Here is a 16,477-nt window from a genome sequence, read left to right as displayed (position 1 = left end):
CGACATTCAGCCATCAGGGTTGCGCTGACACCTAGTCGCTGACTTCCCACTCGGCCACATTCCAGGTCACGCCCAGCCGCGGGTGGTAGGTGACCTTGTCGATGGTGTCCCGGTAGCCGACCATCGTGGGCACCTGGAACAGCGGCAGCGAGGTGATCTCCTCGGCCAGCGTGCGGTCCACGTGCTGGAGCAGGTCGGTGCGCTTGGCCGAGTCCAGCTCGAAGCCGACCTGGTTCAGCTCGGCGTCCACGGTCTGGTTCGACCAGCCGCTCCAGTTCTGCCCGCCGGTGCTGGCGTACATGCCCTTCTTGTCCGACTTCCACTGGGTGCCCACCCAGCCGAAGAGCGCCACGTCGTAGTCGCCCCGGCTGTTGCGCCCGTCCAGGAAGGCCGGATCGGTGTCATCAACGATCTTGATGCCGGCCAGTTCGCAGGAGGCCTGGATCAGCTCCACGGTCTGCTTGCGCCGGGGCAGCCCGTTGTGGCTGATCCGGATCTCCAGCGTTTTGCCGCCCTTGTCGAAGTACCGGCCGTCCCGCCGCCAGCCCGCGGCCAGCAGCGTCTTCACCGACTCCTCCGGGCTGTCCAGCATGAAGTTGCCGTAGTTGTCCCGGTAGCCGTCCTCGCTGGGCAGGAACAGCAGGCTGTTCAGCGGTTTGGCCGAGGGGTCCACGCCGCGCACCACCTTCTGCACGATCTCCCCGCGCCGCACGCACTGGGCGAAGGCGTGCCGGACCGCCTTGTCCTGGAACAGCGCCCGCCGCCAGTTCAGGTCCAGGTGCTCGAAGGTGAGCCCGCCGCCGGCGGAGTACTTCACGCCCTGGGCGCCGAGGCCGCGCAGGGTGGCCGCGGTGTTCGGATCCGGCTGCGGCGCGATCACCTGCATCTTGTTCTCCTGCAGGGCGCGCACCTGGTTGGCCGGATCGGCCTCGCTGCGCAGCACCACCGAGGCCGGGCCGCCCCGGTTGCCGATCCACTTCTCGTTGCGCACCAGCCGGACCTGCGAGCCTGGCTGCCAGCTCTCGATCCGGTACGGCCCGGAGCCGGGCATCAGCCGCGGGCTGAACCCGGTCCAGCCGGTGTTCCAGAACTTGGACGCCTTCTCCAGCTCGGCGTCCGGGGAGTTCGGGCCGACCTTGGTGATGTCGGCGATGCCGGTCTCCCGCTCCAGCACGTGCGCGGGCATCAGGTGGGTGGCGTCGAAGCGGCTCTTGTAGTCAGGGAAGGGCTTGTCGTAGGTGGTGACGAAGGTCAGATCGTCCTTGCACTGCGGGGTCATCAGCTCGTAGCCGGTGCTGGCCGCGGGCCGGAAGTACTTGGCGGGCTTGCCATCCGGGCCGGAGACCGGGGCGCCGGTGGCGTCGTTGCGCACCGCCTTGCCGCTCTGGGCCAGCCAGGCCAGGTAGAAGTCGTCGCAGTCCCACGGCGCGCCGTCGGACCACTGCACGCCCGGCCGGATCCGGTAGGTGACCACCTGCGGGGCGGTGGAGGTCAGCTCCACGCTGAGCATCACATCGGTGTTGAGCAGCGGCAGCAGCGTGTCGTCGTGCACGAACGGACCGGCCAGCACCGGGGTCAGCACCAGGGTGTTGTTGAAGTTGCCGGCGTCGGCGACCTGGTTGTTGAACACGGTGTAGGGCAGGTCGTGGCCGATGACCACCTCGCCGCCGGAGCGCACCGCGGGCAGCTTGTAGCGGTCGGAGCCCGCCTCGCGGCCCTTGGCGCCGGTGCGCTGGCTGTCGCCGTTGAGGCCGGCGTCGTCCGTCGCGGAGGAACAGGCGCCCGCGACCAGCGCGAGGCAGGTCAGGACCGCCACAAGCGCGCGGACGGGTACTCCTACCGTTGACAGGGACACGTGCGGAGGTTATGGAGACCTGCAGCGGCGGTCACCATCAGGCCACGGATCGTGACCAAAGGGTGATGCCGTTATGCGGAGCGTTACTTGGGCAGGTTGCGCTTCCAGGTGTTGGCCGTGGTGAACGGACCGGCGAACGGCGGGCCAGGGTCCACCCCGGTGACCTCGTTTCCGGTGGCGAGCACGTCGGCGAGCTGGAACAGCGGCACCGCGACCACCTGCTGCCACAGCGTGGTCTCGATCCCGGGCAGCACCTGGGCCAGCGGCGCGGCCCCGGTCAGCGCGGAGTCGATCACCGGTTGCAGGGTGCGGTCGCAGAACCCGGCCGGGTTGGCCGGGGGGTCGGTCGGCACGGCGGGGCAGCCGAAACCGGAGGCCAGCACGGTGGCCGGATCGCCGTCCACCACCTGCGGCACCACCGCCAGGTCGACCACGCCCGCGTCCACGCTGGGCGTGCCGGTGGTGGAGGTCGGCGGGGCGCTGGTGCTGCTGCTCGGCGCGGTGGTGCTGGTGGCCGTGGGCGGGGTGCTGGGCAGCATCTCGCCGAAGAGCTGGTCGCCACCCGAATTGGTGATCTTGGCGTCGATGCCGAAATCGGCCAGCTGCCGCCGGATCAGACCGGCCAGCGAGGCGTAGGGCTCGCGGTCGGTCGGCGCGCCGATGGTGATGCCCAGCGGCCTGCCCTCCCTGGCCCACTTGCCCGCCGCGTCCCGGCGGTAGCCCAGTTCGGTGAGCAGCGCGTCCGCCCGGCCGTGATCCGGCCGCGCCGCCGGGCTGTCCGCGGGCATGGTCGGCGCGTAACCGGCCTGCACCGGCCCGTAGATCTGGGCGTCGGCCCGCTGGTTGGCCGCCGGGCCGTTGCCGGTGCCCGCGGCGATCAGCGCGTTGCGGTCGATCACGCTGACCAGCGCGGTGCGCATGCGGACATCGGCCAGCACCGGGCTGACCGGGCGCAGCAGCAGCTGCACCGTGCTGCCACGCGGGATGGTGGTCAGCTTGGCCACCGGCCCGAGCGCGTTGAGCTGTTCCATCGCCGCCTGGTCAGGGGTGAGCACCACGAGCTGGTCGTTGCCGCTGCGCAGCGCCCCGGTCAGACCGGGCACATCGGTGCGGCGCAACACGATCCGGCCCAGCGTGGCCGGGGTGCCCCAGTAGCGGTCGTTGCGTTCCAGCGCCACCTCGCCGCGGACCAGGTCGAGCTGCCGGATGGAGAACCGGCCGCCGGAAGCCGGGAAACTGGTGTCCAGCACCGCGTTCCAGCCGCCGAAGGCATCCTTGAGCAGGTGCGCGGGCAGCAGGTTGCGGAACAGCGAGCGCCAGCCGGGGTAGGGCTTGCTGAAGACCACCTCGACCGTCTTGCCGCTGTCCCGGGAGATCACGTTGCTGATCAGCCGGTAGCCGGCCGGGTTCACCGTGCCCGGCTGAGTGGTCATCTGCCGCCACAGGTAGTCGAAGTCCTCGGCCGCGATCGGCCCGCCGTCGGACCAGGAGGCGTCCTTGCGCAGCGAGTAGGTGACGGTGAACGGCTCGCTCTTGGTGACCTGGGCGCTGTTGAGCACCGCCGGATCGGGCCGCGGCACGCCGTCCGGGCCGGGCCGGAAGGCCGAGGGCAGGATCAGCGTGGCCAGCGCGGTGGTGGCCACCGACTGGTCGGCCAGCGCGTGCGGGTTGAACCCGCGCGCCAGCCGGTCGACACCGACCAGCACCTCGTTGACGTCGATCACCTTGGTCGGCCCGCCCTGCGCGCCGGAGGTCACCAGCGGCGGCGGTGGGGTGCTCGTGCAGGCGGCCAGCACGCTGACGCCCAGCAGGACGAAGGCGAAACGCCGTGTCCTGGATGCGGCCGAGCCCACTCGGCACTCCTCCCTGGATGATCACCCCAGCCAACGCCAGGCTGGTGGTGCAGAGGCTCCCAGACCGTAGTCGAAGCCCTGTGAACGGGACGTCTGAACCCCGCTTCAGGTTGTGCGGGAGGCCCTTCGAAAAGCGGACGCCCCCGCGAACAGCGGCCCGCGGGGGCGTCCGGTCAGACTTTCAGATCACGCCTTGTCGCGGGTCTTCGCGCGGGAGCGCTCGCGGCCGCGCAGGGTGCTGTCCAGGATCAGCTTGCGGACGCGGATGACGCTCGGGGTCACCTCGACGCACTCGTCGCTGGAGCAGAACTCCAGGGCCTCTTCCAGGCTCAGCTTGCGGGGGCGGGCCAGCCGCTCCAGCTCGTCGCCGGTGGAGGAGCGCATGTTGGTGAGCTTCTTCTCCCGGCAGACGTTGACGTCGAGGTCCTCCGAGCGCGGGTTCTCGCCCACGACCATGCCCTCGTACGCCTCGGCGCCCGGCTCCACGAAGAAGGTGCCGCGGTCGGCCAGCTGGATCATCGCGTAGCTGGTGACCGCGCCGGTGCGGTCGCACACCAGCGAGCCGGTGTGCCGGGTGCGCAGTTCGCCCACCCACGGGAAGTAGCCCTCGAAGACGTGGTTGGCGATGCCGGCGCCGCGGGTCTCGGTGAGGAACTCGGTGCGGAAGCCGATCAGGCCGCGCGCCGGGATCACGTAGTCCAGCTTGATCCGGCCGGAGCCGTGGCCGGACATGTTCTCCATCCGGCCCTTGCGGTTGGCCAGCAGCTGGGTGACCGAGCCGAGGTGCTCCTCGGGGGTGTCCACGGTCAGGCGCTCGAACGGCTCGCAGAGCTGGCCGTCGATGGTCCTGGTGACCACCTGCGGCTTGCCCACGGTCAGCTCGTAGCCCTCGCGGCGCATCTGCTCGACCAGGATGGCCAGCGCCAGCTCGCCACGGCCCTGCACCTCCCAGGTGTCCGGACGCTCGGTGGGCAGCACCTTGATCGAGACGTTGCCGACCAGTTCGGTGTCCAGCCGGGCCTTGACCAGGCGGGCGGTCAGCTTGTCGCCGCCGTTGCGGCCGGCCATCGGGGAGGTGTTCACACCGATGGTCATGGAGATCGCGGGCTGGTCCACGGTGATCCGGGGCAGCGGGTCCGGGTTGTCCAGGTCGGCGAGGGTGTCGCCGATGGTGATCTCCGGGATGCCCGCGATGGCCACCAGGTCACCGGCGGAGGCGACCTCGGCGGGCACCCGCTCCAGCGCCTCGGTGATCAGCAGCTCGGTGATCTTGACTCGCTGCGTGGTGCCGTCCTCGCGGCACCAGGCCACCCACTCGCCCTTGCGGATCTGGCCCGCGTGGATGCGGCAGAGCGCGATCCGGCCGAGGAAGGCGGAGGCGTCCAGGTTGGTGACCAGGGCGCGCAGCGGGGCCTCGGCGTCGCCGGTGGGCGGCGGCACGTGCTCGAGCAGCACGTCGAAGAGGACGTCCAGGTTCTCCGTGTCCGGCAGGCCGCCGTCGGCGGGCTGCTCCAGACTGGCCTTGCCCGCGCGGGCGGAGGCGTAGACGACCGGCAGGTCCAGCACGGCCGACATGTCCAGGTGCTCGACGCCCTCGGCGTCCAGGTCGGAGGCCAGCTCCAGCAGCAGGTCGTGGGTTTCCTCGACCACCTCGGAGATGCGCGCGTCCGGCCGGTCCACCTTGTTGACCACGAGGATCACCGGGAGACCGGCGGCCAGGGTCTTGCGGAGCACGAACCGGGTCTGCGGCAGCGGGCCCTCGCTGGCGTCCACCAGCAGCACCACGCCGTCGACCATGGCCAGGCCGCGTTCGACCTCACCACCGAAGTCGGCGTGGCCGGGGGTGTCGACCACGTTGATGGTCATGACCCCCTCGGGGGTGAGTCGCTTCACGGCGGTGTTCTTGGCGAGAATGGTGATGCCCTTCTCGCGCTCCAGTTCACCGGAGTCCATGACGCGGTCGACCAGCTCGGCGCGGGCGGCGAAGGCCCCCGACTGCCGGAGCATCGCGTCGACGAGAGTGGTCTTGCCATGGTCGACGTGCGCGACGATGGCGATGTTGCGAAGATCGGTCCTGACGGTGGCCGGCGCGGCGGTGGGCACGCGAAACTCCTCGGAATCTGCCTGTTGGGAGATGGCCACCGGCTTCTGCGCCGCTTCGTAGCCCACCCCATGCTATCCGCCCGGAAGCACCTCGCCGGACGGATCCCCTAGTTGATCAGGTAAGCCTAACCTACTATGAGGCGAACCTAAGGGAGTGGGAGCCACCGCGTGGGCAAGGTCAAGAAGAAGTGCTGCCGCTCAAAACCGCGTTGTAAACGATGTCCGGTACTGGCTCTCAAAAAGGCCAAAGAGAAGTTAAAGAAATAGCAAGAAACATGGAGTTGTGGCCCCGCCGGGCACAGCGGACAGGAATACCTGCCGGGGGCTGCCGACGGGAGCCGGCGAATGGTGGACGTAGCGGTGTGACGGGCTGCAACGGACTGCTGGACTCAGCTCGCGAGCAACTCGTTGTAGGCGAGCAGTGCGGGCGCGGTGCGGGAGGCTTCGAAGTCGATCACCTCGTGGCGGACCACTCGGCGCAGCTTGAAGGGGTCGGTGGCCAGGATGGCGTCCAGGTGACCGCGCACCATGGGGCGGGTGACGATCAGCCGGTCATGACGGGCGCCCAGGGTCCGGCAACGGCCGGAGAGCAGGAAGTTGCCTGCCGCGTACTGCCGGTCGAGCCACGCTGCATGCTCCGGCAGTACCAAATCGACCTCGTCGGTCGAGACGGTGTAGTTCAGCAGCACGATGTACATAACTTGAAAATACGCCCGTGAACCGAGTTTGGATCACATGGCCATTTCGACTTATACGCTTTCTTAACACCCCCCTGCCGGGGTATTACCACCGTGTCGGCGAGCACGATGTGTCATCGGACACGTTCGGCCGAACCGTGATGGTCTAGGATGCTCCTCATGCGCTTGATGTCCAGTCTCTGGCGGGCCGCCCACCGGCGGCCCTAGTCACGCGCACCCATCCTGACCACAGGCCGCCGCTGCGAGGCGGCCTGTGGTGTATATGCAGCACATCCGGTCCCCGCGGCGGCGCACGAACCCGCGAGGAGACCCTCGATGACCCAGTTCTCCGGCATCCAGCCGACCGGCCTGACCCACCTCGGCAACTACCTCGGCGCGCTCCGGCAGTGGGCTGCCCAGCACGGTCCGGATGATCTTTTCTGTGTCGTTGACCTGCATGCGATGACCATTCGGCACAACCCGAACGTGTTGCGAGCCCGTGCCAGAGAGCAACTGGCGATGCTGCTGGCGGCCGGCGTGAATCCGGACATCGCGTGCGTTTTCACCCAATCGGACCTCATCGAGGAGCACGGCGCCCTGACCTGGGTGCTGGAGTGCGTGGTGTCCTACGGCGAGCTGGCCCGGATGACCCAGTTCAAGGAGAAGGCCAAGGGCCAGGACGGGGTGCGGGCCGGGTTGTTCACCTACCCGGTGCTGATGGCCGCGGACATCCTGCTGCACGGCGCGGATGAGGTGCCGGTCGGCGATGATCAGCGGCAGCACCTGGAACTGGCCCGCACGCTGGCCAAACGCTTCAACGCGACGTACGGCGAGGTGCTGACCGTGCCCAGGGCGGTGACCCCTCGGGTAGGCGCCCGGGTGGCCGATCTGGCCGCGCCGGAGCGGAAGATGTCCAAGTCCAGCGGCGACCAGTCCGGCACCGTGCTGGTCATGGATCCGCCGGAACTGGTGCGCCGCAAGATCAAACGTGCGGTGACCGACCAGTTCGGCGAGGTCCGGCACGACCCGGAGCGGCAGCCGGGCGTGACCAACCTGCTGGACATCCTCGGCGCCTGCACCGACCGAGATCCGCGGCAGCTGGCCGGGGAGATCCGGGGCTACGCGGAGTTGAAGGAGCAGACGGCGGAGGCGGTGGTCGAGACCTTGCGGCCGGTGCGCGAGGGCACCACCGCGCTGCTCGCGGATCCGGCCGAGCTGGACCAGATCCGCGCGCACGGCGCGGAACGGGCCAGGGCCCGCTGCCGGCACCGGCTGGACGCGGTGCTGAAGGTCACCGGCCTGCGCTGAAGGTCACTGGTCCGCGCTGACCTGCTCGGTCAGCGCGACCAGGGCGGGCACCAGCACCCGGTCGGCGGCGACCCAGTCGAGTCCGGCCAGGTGCGCCGCCGCCACCCAGCGCACCGCCCGGTGCTCCACCGCGCGTGGCTGGACGTCCGCGGCGTCCAGCCACGCGGTGTGCGTGCGCAGCAGGCCGACCCCGGGCAGCGGGATGTCCGGGCCGAGCCTGCCCAGCGGGCGCACCACCACGCCCATCTCCTCGTGGCACTCCCGGACCAGCGCTTCTTCCTCGGTCTCCCCTGGCTCGACCCGGCCGCCGGGCAGTTCCCACTTGCCTGCCAGGCTCATCGGGTAACTGCGTTGCTGCACCAGCAGTGTGCCCTCGCGCACCACCGCGGCGGCCACCACGATCTTCGCCGCGGCCAGCTCCAGCGAGCGCAGCTCCACCTGGGTGCGGTGCGCGGCCAGCAGGCGCAGCACCAGCCTGCGGAACATCAGCAGATCGCCGAGTTTGCCCAGCGGGTTGTTCCAGCTCAGGCTCTCGGTGACGAGCACGCCGCCGCCGGTGTCGGCCACCCGCACGGTGACCCCGCCGCCGTTGTCGGTGACCAGGCTCAGCCCGTGCTCGTCCACGTGGTCCACCCGCAGCCGCTGCGCGGGCAGCAGCGGGAACGCGCACTTCAGCTCATCCCCCAGGACCAGCAGCGCACCCTCGGCGTTGACCTGCAACCGGCCGCCGGCGGCGGCCACCGCCTGCCCCCAGGTCGTGACCTCCCGCAGCGCCGCCGCTACCGTCCGCACCGGCGCGTCGATGAGGACCGTGGACCGCAACACACCCATGCCCGAATCCTGTCAGCCGCGCCTGACGGGTCAGGGTTTGGGCCAGCGGATCTCGAACCGGGCGCCGCCCTCCGGCGAGCCCGCGGCCCGCACCGTGCCACCACGCCTGCGGACCAGATCGGCCACCAGGGCCAGCCCGAGACCGGCTCCGCCGCTGGCCCGGTCCCTGGCCTCGTCCACCCGGTGGAAGCGGTCGAAGACCTGGTCCCGGTGGTCCTCGGGCACGCCGGGGCCGTCGTCCTCCACCAGCAACCGGCCCTGCGCGCCCGCGGGCAGCACCAGCACCCGGACCAGGGCGCGGGCGTAGCGGGCGGCGTTGCGCAGCACGTTGTCCACCACCAGCTCGACCTCGCGGGGGGCGGCCAGCACCAGCACCGGGGTGGGCGCCTCCACCCGGACCACGATGCCGCGCTCACCCAGCCGGGCGGCCGAGGCCCTGGCCACCGCGACCAGGTCCACCGGCTCGGCCTCGGGCAGGTCCACCGCGTCCGCGCGGGCCAGCATCAGCAGGTCGTCGACGAGCTGGGAGAGCCGCTCGGCCTCCACCGCGATATCGGCCAGCGTCTCCTGGGCCAGTTCCGGATCGGGGTGGGCCACCGCGACCTCGGCCTGCACCCGCAGCGAGGCCACCGGGGAGCGCAGCTCGTGCGCGGCGTCCCCGCTGAACCGGCGCATCCGCTCGGCCGCCTCGTCCCGCCGGGCCAGCAGCGCGTTCAGCTCCTCGGCCAGCGCGCGCAGCTCGTCCCTGGCCTCGGGCACCGGCAGTCGCTGACCGGGCGGCAGCGCGCCGGCTGCGGCCCGCATCCGCTGCACCGGGCGCAACGCCAGCCGCACCGCCACCCAGGCGGTGCCGGCCACCGCGAGCATGGACAGCAGCGCGCCGGGCAGGAACCAGTAGCCCGCGCGCTCGAAGACGCTGAGGTAGGCGGTGAACTCGGTGCCGACCACGACCAGCCGCTGCACCCCGTCCGGCCCGCTGACCACCTTGCCGACCCAGCGCACCGCGGGCCCGAACCGCTCCTGGCCCTCGGCCTCGTCCTCGTCCGGGTTGAAGAAGCCGGGGAAGACCGACACGCCCTGACCCGCGCGCAGCTGCCGGACCTGCCAGTCGTGCAGCAGCACCGGCGGCAGGCCGTCGGCGACGCCGCCGGAGCTGTCCAGCACCCGGATCCGCTGGTCCCGCGGCCCGGCCCCGGCCGGGCGGCCCGCGGTGATGTCGGCGGAGACGCTGTCCAGGGTGGCCCGCAGCTGGCCGTCCACCTGGTCGGTGAGCGCGGAGGCGAAGATCGCCGAGGTCACCTGGGCGATCCAGCCGAAGACCAGCAGCGCGACCGCGGCGACCACCATGGTGATCCGGGCGCGCAGCGTGCGCCGGACCCACCACTGGCGCGCCGCCCGGAACATCACGCCTCCCGCGGGGCTTCGGCGCTGGCCAGGTAGCCGTGCCCGCGCACGGTGCGCACCAGGTGCCCGGCGCCCACCGCCTCCAGCTTGCGCCGCAGGTAGCCGACGTAGACCTCCACCGCATTGCGGGTGGCCGCCTGCTCGTCGCCCCAGGCCGCCCGCAGCAGCTCGTCCTTGCTGACCACCACGCCCGGCCGGCCGGCCAGGGTGGCCAGCACCGCGAACTCGCGCGGGCTCAGCGCGACCGGCGCACCGGCCCAGCTCACCTCGCGCACCGCCCGGTCCACGATCAGCTCGCCCAGCCGCAGCACGTCCCGCGGTCCGCTGTCCGCGCCACTGCGCCGCAGCAGCGCCTTGACCTGGGCCACCAGCACCACGAAGGAGAAGGGTTTGACCAGGTAGCCGTCCGCGCCCAGGTCCAGCCCGTCGGCCTGGTCGACCTCGCCGTCCTTGGCCGAGACCATCAGCACCGGGGTGCGCACGCCCTCGGCGCGCAGCCGCTCCAGCACCCGGTAGCCGGACAGGCCGGGCAGCATGATGTCCAGCAGCACCACGTCGAAGGAGCCGGTCAGCGCCGCGCGCAGGCCGGAGTTGCCGTCGGGGGCGGTCACCACCTCCATGCCCTCCGCGCGCAGGCCGCGTTCCAGCGCCCGGCGCACCCCAGGTTCGTCGTCCACCACCAGCACTCGTGCGCTCACCGGGCAAGCATGCCGGTGTTCGCGCAGGTCGTGCGGGAGGCTCTCAGTGCTCTCTCAGCGAAAGGGCGGCATTCTCAGTGGTGTCTCAGCAGGGCGGGGCCAGTCTCGGCTGCACGGGACGACCCCGATTCGCAAGGAGGAGACATGGACCGAAGGAAGGCCACAGTCACGGCGGCCACGGCCGGCGCGATGGCCGGTGTCGTCGGGCTGGCGCTGCTGGCGCTGCCCGGTGGGGCCGGCGCGGCGCCGACGTTGCCGTCGGTGGCCGCCGAGGACCTGGTGCAGTCGGTGCTGACCACCACGCCGCCCGCACTCGGGGGCACCGTCGAGGTCACCAACAACCTCGGCCTGCCCGCGATCCCGGGTGCGCCCCAGGTGGCCGCGGGCAACAGCAAGCTGCGGGTCTGGACCGACGGGGCGGGCAAGAGCCGGGCCTCGGTGCCCGACGGGCAGAACGAGAAGACCATCGTCCAGGACGGCACCACCGTCTGGAGCTGGGACTCGGCCGAGCGCAAGGTGACCAAGTCCAGCGTGGACGCCAAGACGCTGGAGCAGAAGAAGGCCGAGTTCGACAAGGACAAGAAGGTCCAGCCCACCGATCCGGCCAGTGCCGCTCGGGAGCTGGTGAACCTGGTTCGCCAGCAGAGCGACCTGTCCGTGGACGGGACCGCCGAGGTGGCCGGGCGGCCCGCCTACGAGCTGGTGCTGACGCCGAAGCCGAACGAGCGCACGCTGCTGCGTGGCGTGCGGGTCGCGGTGGACGCGGAGAAGCGCATCCCGCTGCGGGTGACCGTGCTGACCAACGGCACCGACGCCCCGGCGCTCCAGGTGGGCTTCAGCCAGCTCAACGTGGGTCCGCAGGACGCGAACCTGTTCAAGTTCACCCCGCCCGCCGGGGCCACCGTCGAGGAGAAGAAGCTCGACGACAAGGTCAAGGAGCACAAGGCGCCGACCCCGGCTGAGCTGGACAAGGCCAAGCAGGAAGCGGCGAAGGCCTTCCAGGTCGTCGGCGAGGGCTGGGACACCACCATCGTCGGCAAGCTGCCGGAGCAGGCGCTGAAGCAGGCGCCCAAGCCGGCCGAGGGCACTCGGAGCCAGCGTGGCGGCGGCGTCGCGGGCAACCCGCTGGACCTGGTCAAGCAGCTGGGCAAGGCGGTCAACGGCTCCTGGGGTTCGGGCTGGGTCATCGAGACCAAGGTCGGGACCGCGCTGGTCACCTCCGACGGCCGTTTCGCGGTCGGCGCGGTGCCGCAGCAGGTGCTGACCGAGGCGATCGGTCAGGTGAAGTGACCGCCGGACTGGCGGGCACGGAGATCGGACAGGCGGGGGTGGCTCCGGCCGCCCCCGCCCCCTCCGGCACCCTGGCCGCCCGCACCAGGGGTCTGCGCAAGGTCTACGGCAAGACCGTCGCGGTGGACCGGGTAGACCTGGATGTGCCGCAGGGCGCGGTGCTGGGCATGCTCGGCCCCAACGGCTCCGGCAAGACCACCACTATCCGGATGCTGCTCGGCCTGGTCCGGCCCACCGCCGGTGAGGTGGAGCTGCTGGGGCACCGGATGCCGGATGGCTCGACCGCGGCGCTGGCCCAGGTCGGCGCGCTGGTCGAGGGACCGGGTTTCCACCCGTTCCTGACCGGCCGGGACAACCTGCGGCGGCTCGGCGCGGCCGAACCGCTGCTGGAGACCAGGGCGATCAAGGGCGCGGTGGCCGACGCGCTGGAGCGGGTGGGGCTCGCGCACGCCGCCGACCGCAAGTTCCGCGGCTACTCCCTTGGCATGAAGCAGCGCCTCGGCCTGGCCGCCGCACTGCTGGTGCCGCGCCGGCTGGTGATGCTGGACGAGCCCACCAACGGCATGGATCCGGCCGGTACCAGGGAGATCCGCAAGGTGATGGCGCAGCTGCACGCGGTCGGCACCACCGTGGTGGTGTCCTCGCACCTGCTCGCCGAGGTCGAGGCCACCTGCACGCACGTGGCGGTGCTGCACCAGGGCACCGTGGTCGGGCAGGGCCCGCTCGCGGACCTGCTGGAGGCGGGCGCGCCCACGCTGACGGTGTCCACTCCGGACATCGCCGACGCGGTGGAAGCGTTGCGCTCGGCCAGGATCCCCGCACGGGCCGCCGACGGTGGCGTGCGGGTGGAGCTGACCGGCGCCGAGGCGCCGAAGGTGATCGAGACCCTGGTTCGGGCGGGGGTCTCGGTGCACGAGGCGCATCGGGAACGCACCGGTCTTGAGGAGCTGTTCGCCCGGCTCACCGAGGAGGACGGGGCATGACCGCCACACTCGCCGAACCGACTCCCGCGGCCACTCCGGTCGCGGTGTCCACCGGCCCCAAGCAAGCCTCCGCCTGGCGGCTCTACGCCTCCGAACTGCGCTGGATCCTGCGCAGGCCGCGCACCATCGTCGCGCTGGTGCTGATGTCGCTGGTGCCGATCGCACTCGGCATCGGGGTCACCGTGATCGGCGGCAGCATGCCGGGCCGCGGCCCTGGGATGATCATGGCGGCGGTGGGCAACGGGATGGTGCTGCCACTGGCCGCGCTGACCATCTCGATGACCATGCTGCTGCCGCTGGTGGCCACCATGTCCGCCGCGGACGCGCTGGCCGGCGAGGCATCGCACGGCACGTTGCGTGGGCTGCTGATCGCCCCGGTGAGCCGGGTGCGGCTGGTCGCGGTGAAGGCCGCGGGCGTGGCCACCGTGATCGTGATCGCGGTGTCGCTGATCTCGCTGCTGGGCATGCTCACCGGGATCATCATCGTGGGTGGCACCGAGGTGGTCTCGATCTCCGGCACCACGCTGCCGATCGGGGAGGCCCTCGGCAAGATCGGCCTCGCCGCCGGGTGGGCCGCGTTCCAGATGATGGCGCTGGCCGCGATCGCGCTGGCCGTCTCCGCGCTCACCGAACACCCGCTGGTGGTGCTGGCCGCCACCCTGGGCGGGCTGATCGTGGTGCAGGTGCTGGGCGCGATCCCTGGCATGGAGTGGCTGCAGCCGTACCTGCTGCCCAACGGCTGGACCGCGGTGGCCGATGTGCTGCGCGATCCGATGCCCTGGGACGGCCTGGTGGACAGCACGGCCAAGGCCGCCTGCTACCTGGTGATCGGGTTGTCGCTGACCTTCCTTCGTATGTCCACAAAGGACGGATGATCAGGCGGGCAGCACCGCGACCGCCTCGGGATCCAGGCGCAGCCGCACCGGATCCCCGGCGGGCGGTGCACCGAGGACCGGCCCGACCGCCTCGACCTCGCTGATCTCCGGCAGATCGGCGAGGTCGAGTCGTACCACCAGGCGGATGTGGTCGGTGCGGTGCACCCGGCGCACGACCAGCCCGGACAGCGGCCCGTCGGCATCGGTCCGCAGCGCGGCCGCGCGCAGGCCGAGCCGGGCCGGGCCGTCCGGGAAGTCTTGTGCGGCAACGGATCCAACTGCCGAGACGGCCACGCCGTCGCGCACCAGCGCCGGGATCAGCGTGCCGCAGCCGAGGAACCGGGCCACCTCGACATCGGCGGGCGCGCGCCAGACCGACTCGGGGGTGCCGAACTGGCGGATCCGCCCGGCCGACATCACCGCGACCCGGTCGGCCAGGGTGAACGCCTCGTCGTGGTCGTGCGTGACCACCAGCGCGGTCGCGCCCGCCTTGCGCAGCAACGTGGCCAGGTCCATCGCCAGCTGCTCACGCAGTGCCCGGTCCAGCGCGGAGAGCGGTTCGTCCAGCAGCAGCAACCGCGGCCGGGGCGCCAGCGCGCGGGCCAGGGCCACCCGCTGCGCCTCGCCGCCGGAGAGTTCGGTGACCCGCCGCGGGCCGTAGCCACTGAGCCCGACCAGTTCCAGCAGTTCGTCGATCCGGACCCGCTGCTCGGCCTTGGGCACCCCGTGCATGCGCAGGCCGAAGGCGATGTTGCCCGCGACATCGCGGTGCGGGAAGAGCTGGCCGTCCTGGAAGACCAGGCCGAAACCGCGCCGATGCACCGGGATCGGCGCCAGGTCGTCGCCGTCCCAGGACACCGTGCCCGCGGTGGGTTGTTCGAGTCCGGCGATGGCGCGCAGCAGGGTGGACTTGCCGCAGCCGGACGGGCCGAGCAGGGCGAGCACCTCACCCTCCACAATGGACAGATCAACTCGGTCCACCGCGGTGGCCGCGCCGTAGGTGACGGTCATGCCGTCGACAGTGAGACCCATCAGAACTCCCCGGTGCCGACTCTGAGCTTCTCGATCACCAGCACCGCCAGGCCGGTCACCACCATGAGCAAGGTGCAGGCCGCGTAGGCCATGGCCTCGTTGAGTTCGCCGGGCCGGGCGATCAGCCGGGCGATGGCCACCGGCAGCGTGGGCGCCTCCGGCCGGGCCAGGAAGCTGGTCGCGCCGAACTCGCCCAGTGCCACCACAAATCCGAACCCGGCGGCGGCCAGCATGGAGCGCAGCGCCAGTGGCAGGTCCACCTCGCGCCAGACCCGCAGCGGCCCGGCGCCCAGCGTCGCGGCGGCCTGGCGCAGCCGGTCGTCGATGGCCCGCAGCACCGGCAGCACCAGCCGCACCACCAGCGGGGTGACCACCAGCGCCTGAGCCAGCGGCACCAGCAGCGGGGAGGTGCGGAAGTCGCCGGGCAGGGCGTCCATGGTGACCAGGTAGCCGAAGCCGACGGTCACCGCGGACACGCCCAGCGGCAGCATCAGCACCAGATCGAGGGCCTCCCCCGCGCCCCGGCGGCGCACGCGGGAGAGCACGATCGCCGCCAGCAGGCCGATGACCAGCGCGAGCAGAGTGGCGTCCCCGGCCGCGCGCAGCGAGTTGAGCGCGGCCTCGAACCCGGACACGGCCAGCGTGCCCTGGGCGCCGCCGGTGGCCAGCGCCCGGTAGCCGTCCAGACTCCAACCGTCCTCTGTGGACAGTGAGCGGAGCAGCAGGCCGAGGATCGGCACCAGCAGGGCCAGCACCACCAGGGCGGCGCCCGCGACCACGAACCACTCGCCGCCGTGCGGCTTGCGCAGGCTTTCCTCGGCGGCACGCAGTTTCAGCTGCGCCTCCCTGCGGCGGCGCGCGACCGCGCCGATGACCAGCGCGGCGATCACCGCGGCGAGTTGCAGCAGGGACAGCGCGGCCGCGCCGGAGAGGTCGAGCAGGTTGACCGTGCGCAGGTAGATCTCGGTTTCCAGGGTGCGCAGCCGGGAGCCGCCCAGGATCAGCACCACGCCGAAAGCGGTGGAGCAGAACAGGAACACCACCGCGGCGGCGGAGCCGATGGCCGGGCCGAGCGCGGGCAGGGTGACGCTGACGAAGGTGCGCCAGCGGGAGGCGCCCAGCGCGCGGGCAGCGTCCTCGGCCCTGCGGTCCAGGTGCGCCCACAGGCCGCCGACGGTGCGCGCGACCACGGCCACGTTGAAGAAGGCGTTGGCCAGCACGATGCCCAGCGCGCCGGCGTCGCCGAGCACCGCGCGGAAGGCCAGGCCCACCACCACGGTGGGCAGCACGAACGGGATGGTGATGGCCAGCCGGACGAAGCCGCGCCCGCGCACCTGGCAGCGGGCGAGCAGGTAGGCCACTGGCATCCCGGCCAGCAGCGCGACCGCGGTGGCCGCGGCGGCCTGGCCCAGGGTGAAGGCGACCAGGTCCCAGGTGGCCGGGTCGGCCAGGGTCTTGCCGACCCCGGTGCGGCCCAGCCCGAGCCCGATGATCGCGGCCACCGGCCAGGCGAAGAAGACGGCCAGGAAGCCCAGCGGCACCGCCGCCGCGACACTGAGTCCGATGCG

13 protein-coding genes are annotated in these 16,477 nt (G+C 71.7%); 4 read left to right on the top strand and 9 right to left on the bottom strand.

Annotated features, from left to right (window positions below; translation table 11 throughout):
* Window positions 1-31: 31 nt before the first annotated feature.
* The 4 genes from MZC64_RS04895 to MZC64_RS04880 form a co-directional block, all read right to left on the bottom strand.
* Entirely contained in the window at window positions 32-1,855 is a 1,824-nt protein-coding gene (locus MZC64_RS04895) for an ABC transporter family substrate-binding protein (RefSeq protein WP_247755829.1), read from the bottom strand.
* Between the two features lie 83 nt (window positions 1,856-1,938).
* Window positions 1,939-3,708, bottom strand: a complete 1,770-nt coding sequence (locus tag MZC64_RS04890) for an ABC transporter family substrate-binding protein (RefSeq protein ID WP_247755828.1) — start codon at window positions 3,706-3,708, stop codon at window positions 1,939-1,941.
* 186 nt (window positions 3,709-3,894) lie between these two features.
* Window positions 3,895-5,811 (bottom strand): translational GTPase TypA, encoded by a 1,917-nt coding sequence (gene typA, locus MZC64_RS04885; RefSeq protein WP_247755827.1) that lies wholly within the window; start codon window positions 5,809-5,811, stop codon window positions 3,895-3,897.
* A gap of 389 nt (window positions 5,812-6,200) precedes the next feature.
* Window positions 6,201-6,509 carry a YciI family protein gene (locus MZC64_RS04880; protein WP_185000083.1) on the bottom strand — a complete coding sequence of 103 codons (309 nt, stop codon included), beginning with the start codon at window positions 6,507-6,509 and terminating at the stop codon, window positions 6,201-6,203.
* Window positions 6,510-6,824: 315 nt separating this feature from the next.
* Here MZC64_RS04880 and trpS point away from each other — a divergent pair, with 315 nt between their 5' ends.
* On the top strand, window positions 6,825-7,796 hold the full coding sequence (gene trpS, locus MZC64_RS04875) for a tryptophan--tRNA ligase (RefSeq protein ID WP_247755826.1): 972 nt from the start codon (window positions 6,825-6,827) through the stop codon (window positions 7,794-7,796).
* A gap of 3 nt (window positions 7,797-7,799) precedes the next feature.
* On the opposite strand, the gene MZC64_RS47575 is transcribed toward trpS, so the two are convergent.
* The 3 genes from MZC64_RS47575 to MZC64_RS04860 are packed head-to-tail and all read right to left on the bottom strand — an operon-like array spanning window position 7,800 to window position 10,729.
* Window positions 7,800-8,627 carry a (deoxy)nucleoside triphosphate pyrophosphohydrolase gene (locus MZC64_RS47575; protein WP_282104649.1) on the bottom strand — a complete coding sequence of 276 codons (828 nt, stop codon included), beginning with the start codon at window positions 8,625-8,627 and terminating at the stop codon, window positions 7,800-7,802.
* A gap of 30 nt (window positions 8,628-8,657) precedes the next feature.
* Window positions 8,658-10,031 (bottom strand): cell wall metabolism sensor histidine kinase WalK, encoded by a 1,374-nt coding sequence (locus tag MZC64_RS04865; protein WP_247755825.1) that lies wholly within the window; start codon window positions 10,029-10,031, stop codon window positions 8,658-8,660.
* A complete protein-coding gene (locus MZC64_RS04860) occupies window positions 10,031-10,729 on the bottom strand; it encodes a response regulator transcription factor (RefSeq protein ID WP_247755824.1) in 699 nt (232 codons plus the stop codon). The genes MZC64_RS04865 and MZC64_RS04860 overlap by 1 nt, the downstream gene beginning before the upstream one ends.
* A gap of 144 nt (window positions 10,730-10,873) precedes the next feature.
* Here MZC64_RS04860 and MZC64_RS04855 point away from each other — a divergent pair, with 144 nt between their 5' ends.
* The 3 genes from MZC64_RS04855 to MZC64_RS04845 are packed head-to-tail and all read left to right on the top strand — an operon-like array spanning window position 10,874 to window position 13,877.
* A complete protein-coding gene (locus MZC64_RS04855; RefSeq protein ID WP_247755823.1) occupies window positions 10,874-12,019 on the top strand; it encodes a sigma-E factor regulatory protein RseB domain-containing protein in 1,146 nt (381 codons plus the stop codon).
* A gap of 23 nt (window positions 12,020-12,042) precedes the next feature.
* On the top strand, window positions 12,043-13,002 hold the full coding sequence (locus MZC64_RS04850) for an ABC transporter ATP-binding protein (protein WP_247756266.1): 960 nt from the start codon (window positions 12,043-12,045) through the stop codon (window positions 13,000-13,002).
* Window positions 12,999-13,877 (top strand): ABC transporter permease, encoded by an 879-nt coding sequence (locus MZC64_RS04845; protein WP_247755822.1) that lies wholly within the window; start codon window positions 12,999-13,001, stop codon window positions 13,875-13,877. Before MZC64_RS04850 ends, MZC64_RS04845 begins: the two co-directional genes overlap by 4 nt.
* Here the strand turns inward: MZC64_RS04845 and MZC64_RS04840 are convergent, their stop codons facing one another.
* Together MZC64_RS04840 and MZC64_RS04835 are read right to left on the bottom strand one after the other, a co-directional pair.
* Window positions 13,878-14,909 (bottom strand): ABC transporter ATP-binding protein, encoded by a 1,032-nt coding sequence (locus MZC64_RS04840; RefSeq protein WP_247755821.1) that lies wholly within the window; start codon window positions 14,907-14,909, stop codon window positions 13,878-13,880.
* On the bottom strand, window positions 14,909-16,450 hold the full coding sequence (locus tag MZC64_RS04835) for an iron ABC transporter permease (RefSeq protein ID WP_247755820.1): 1,542 nt from the start codon (window positions 16,448-16,450) through the stop codon (window positions 14,909-14,911). Before MZC64_RS04835 ends, MZC64_RS04840 begins: the two co-directional genes overlap by 1 nt.
* Between the last annotated feature and the right edge of the window lie 27 nt (window positions 16,451-16,477).

The sequence above is a fragment of the Crossiella sp. S99.2 genome (assembly GCF_023094165.1).
Classification (GTDB): Bacteria; Actinomycetota; Actinomycetes; order Mycobacteriales; family Pseudonocardiaceae; genus Crossiella.
The sequence above is the reverse complement of the archived record's forward strand: the minus strand, read 5'-3'. Positions and strand labels throughout refer to the sequence as shown.

Coding starts and splice junctions, on each gene's coding strand:
- MZC64_RS04880 (WP_185000083.1), bottom strand. CDS start 6,509: ATGTACATCGTGCTGCTGAACTACACCGTCTCGACCGACGAGGTCGAT.
- trpS (WP_247755826.1), top strand. CDS start 6,825: ATGACCCAGTTCTCCGGCATCCAGCCGACCGGCCTGACCCACCTCGGC.
- MZC64_RS47575 (WP_282104649.1), bottom strand. CDS start 8,627: ATGGGTGTGTTGCGGTCCACGGTCCTCATCGACGCGCCGGTGCGGACG.
- MZC64_RS04865 (WP_247755825.1), bottom strand. CDS start 10,031: ATGTTCCGGGCGGCGCGCCAGTGGTGGGTCCGGCGCACGCTGCGCGCC.
- MZC64_RS04855 (WP_247755823.1), top strand. CDS start 10,874: ATGGACCGAAGGAAGGCCACAGTCACGGCGGCCACGGCCGGCGCGATG.
- MZC64_RS04845 (WP_247755822.1), top strand. CDS start 12,999: ATGACCGCCACACTCGCCGAACCGACTCCCGCGGCCACTCCGGTCGCG.
- MZC64_RS04840 (WP_247755821.1), bottom strand. CDS start 14,909: ATGGGTCTCACTGTCGACGGCATGACCGTCACCTACGGCGCGGCCACC.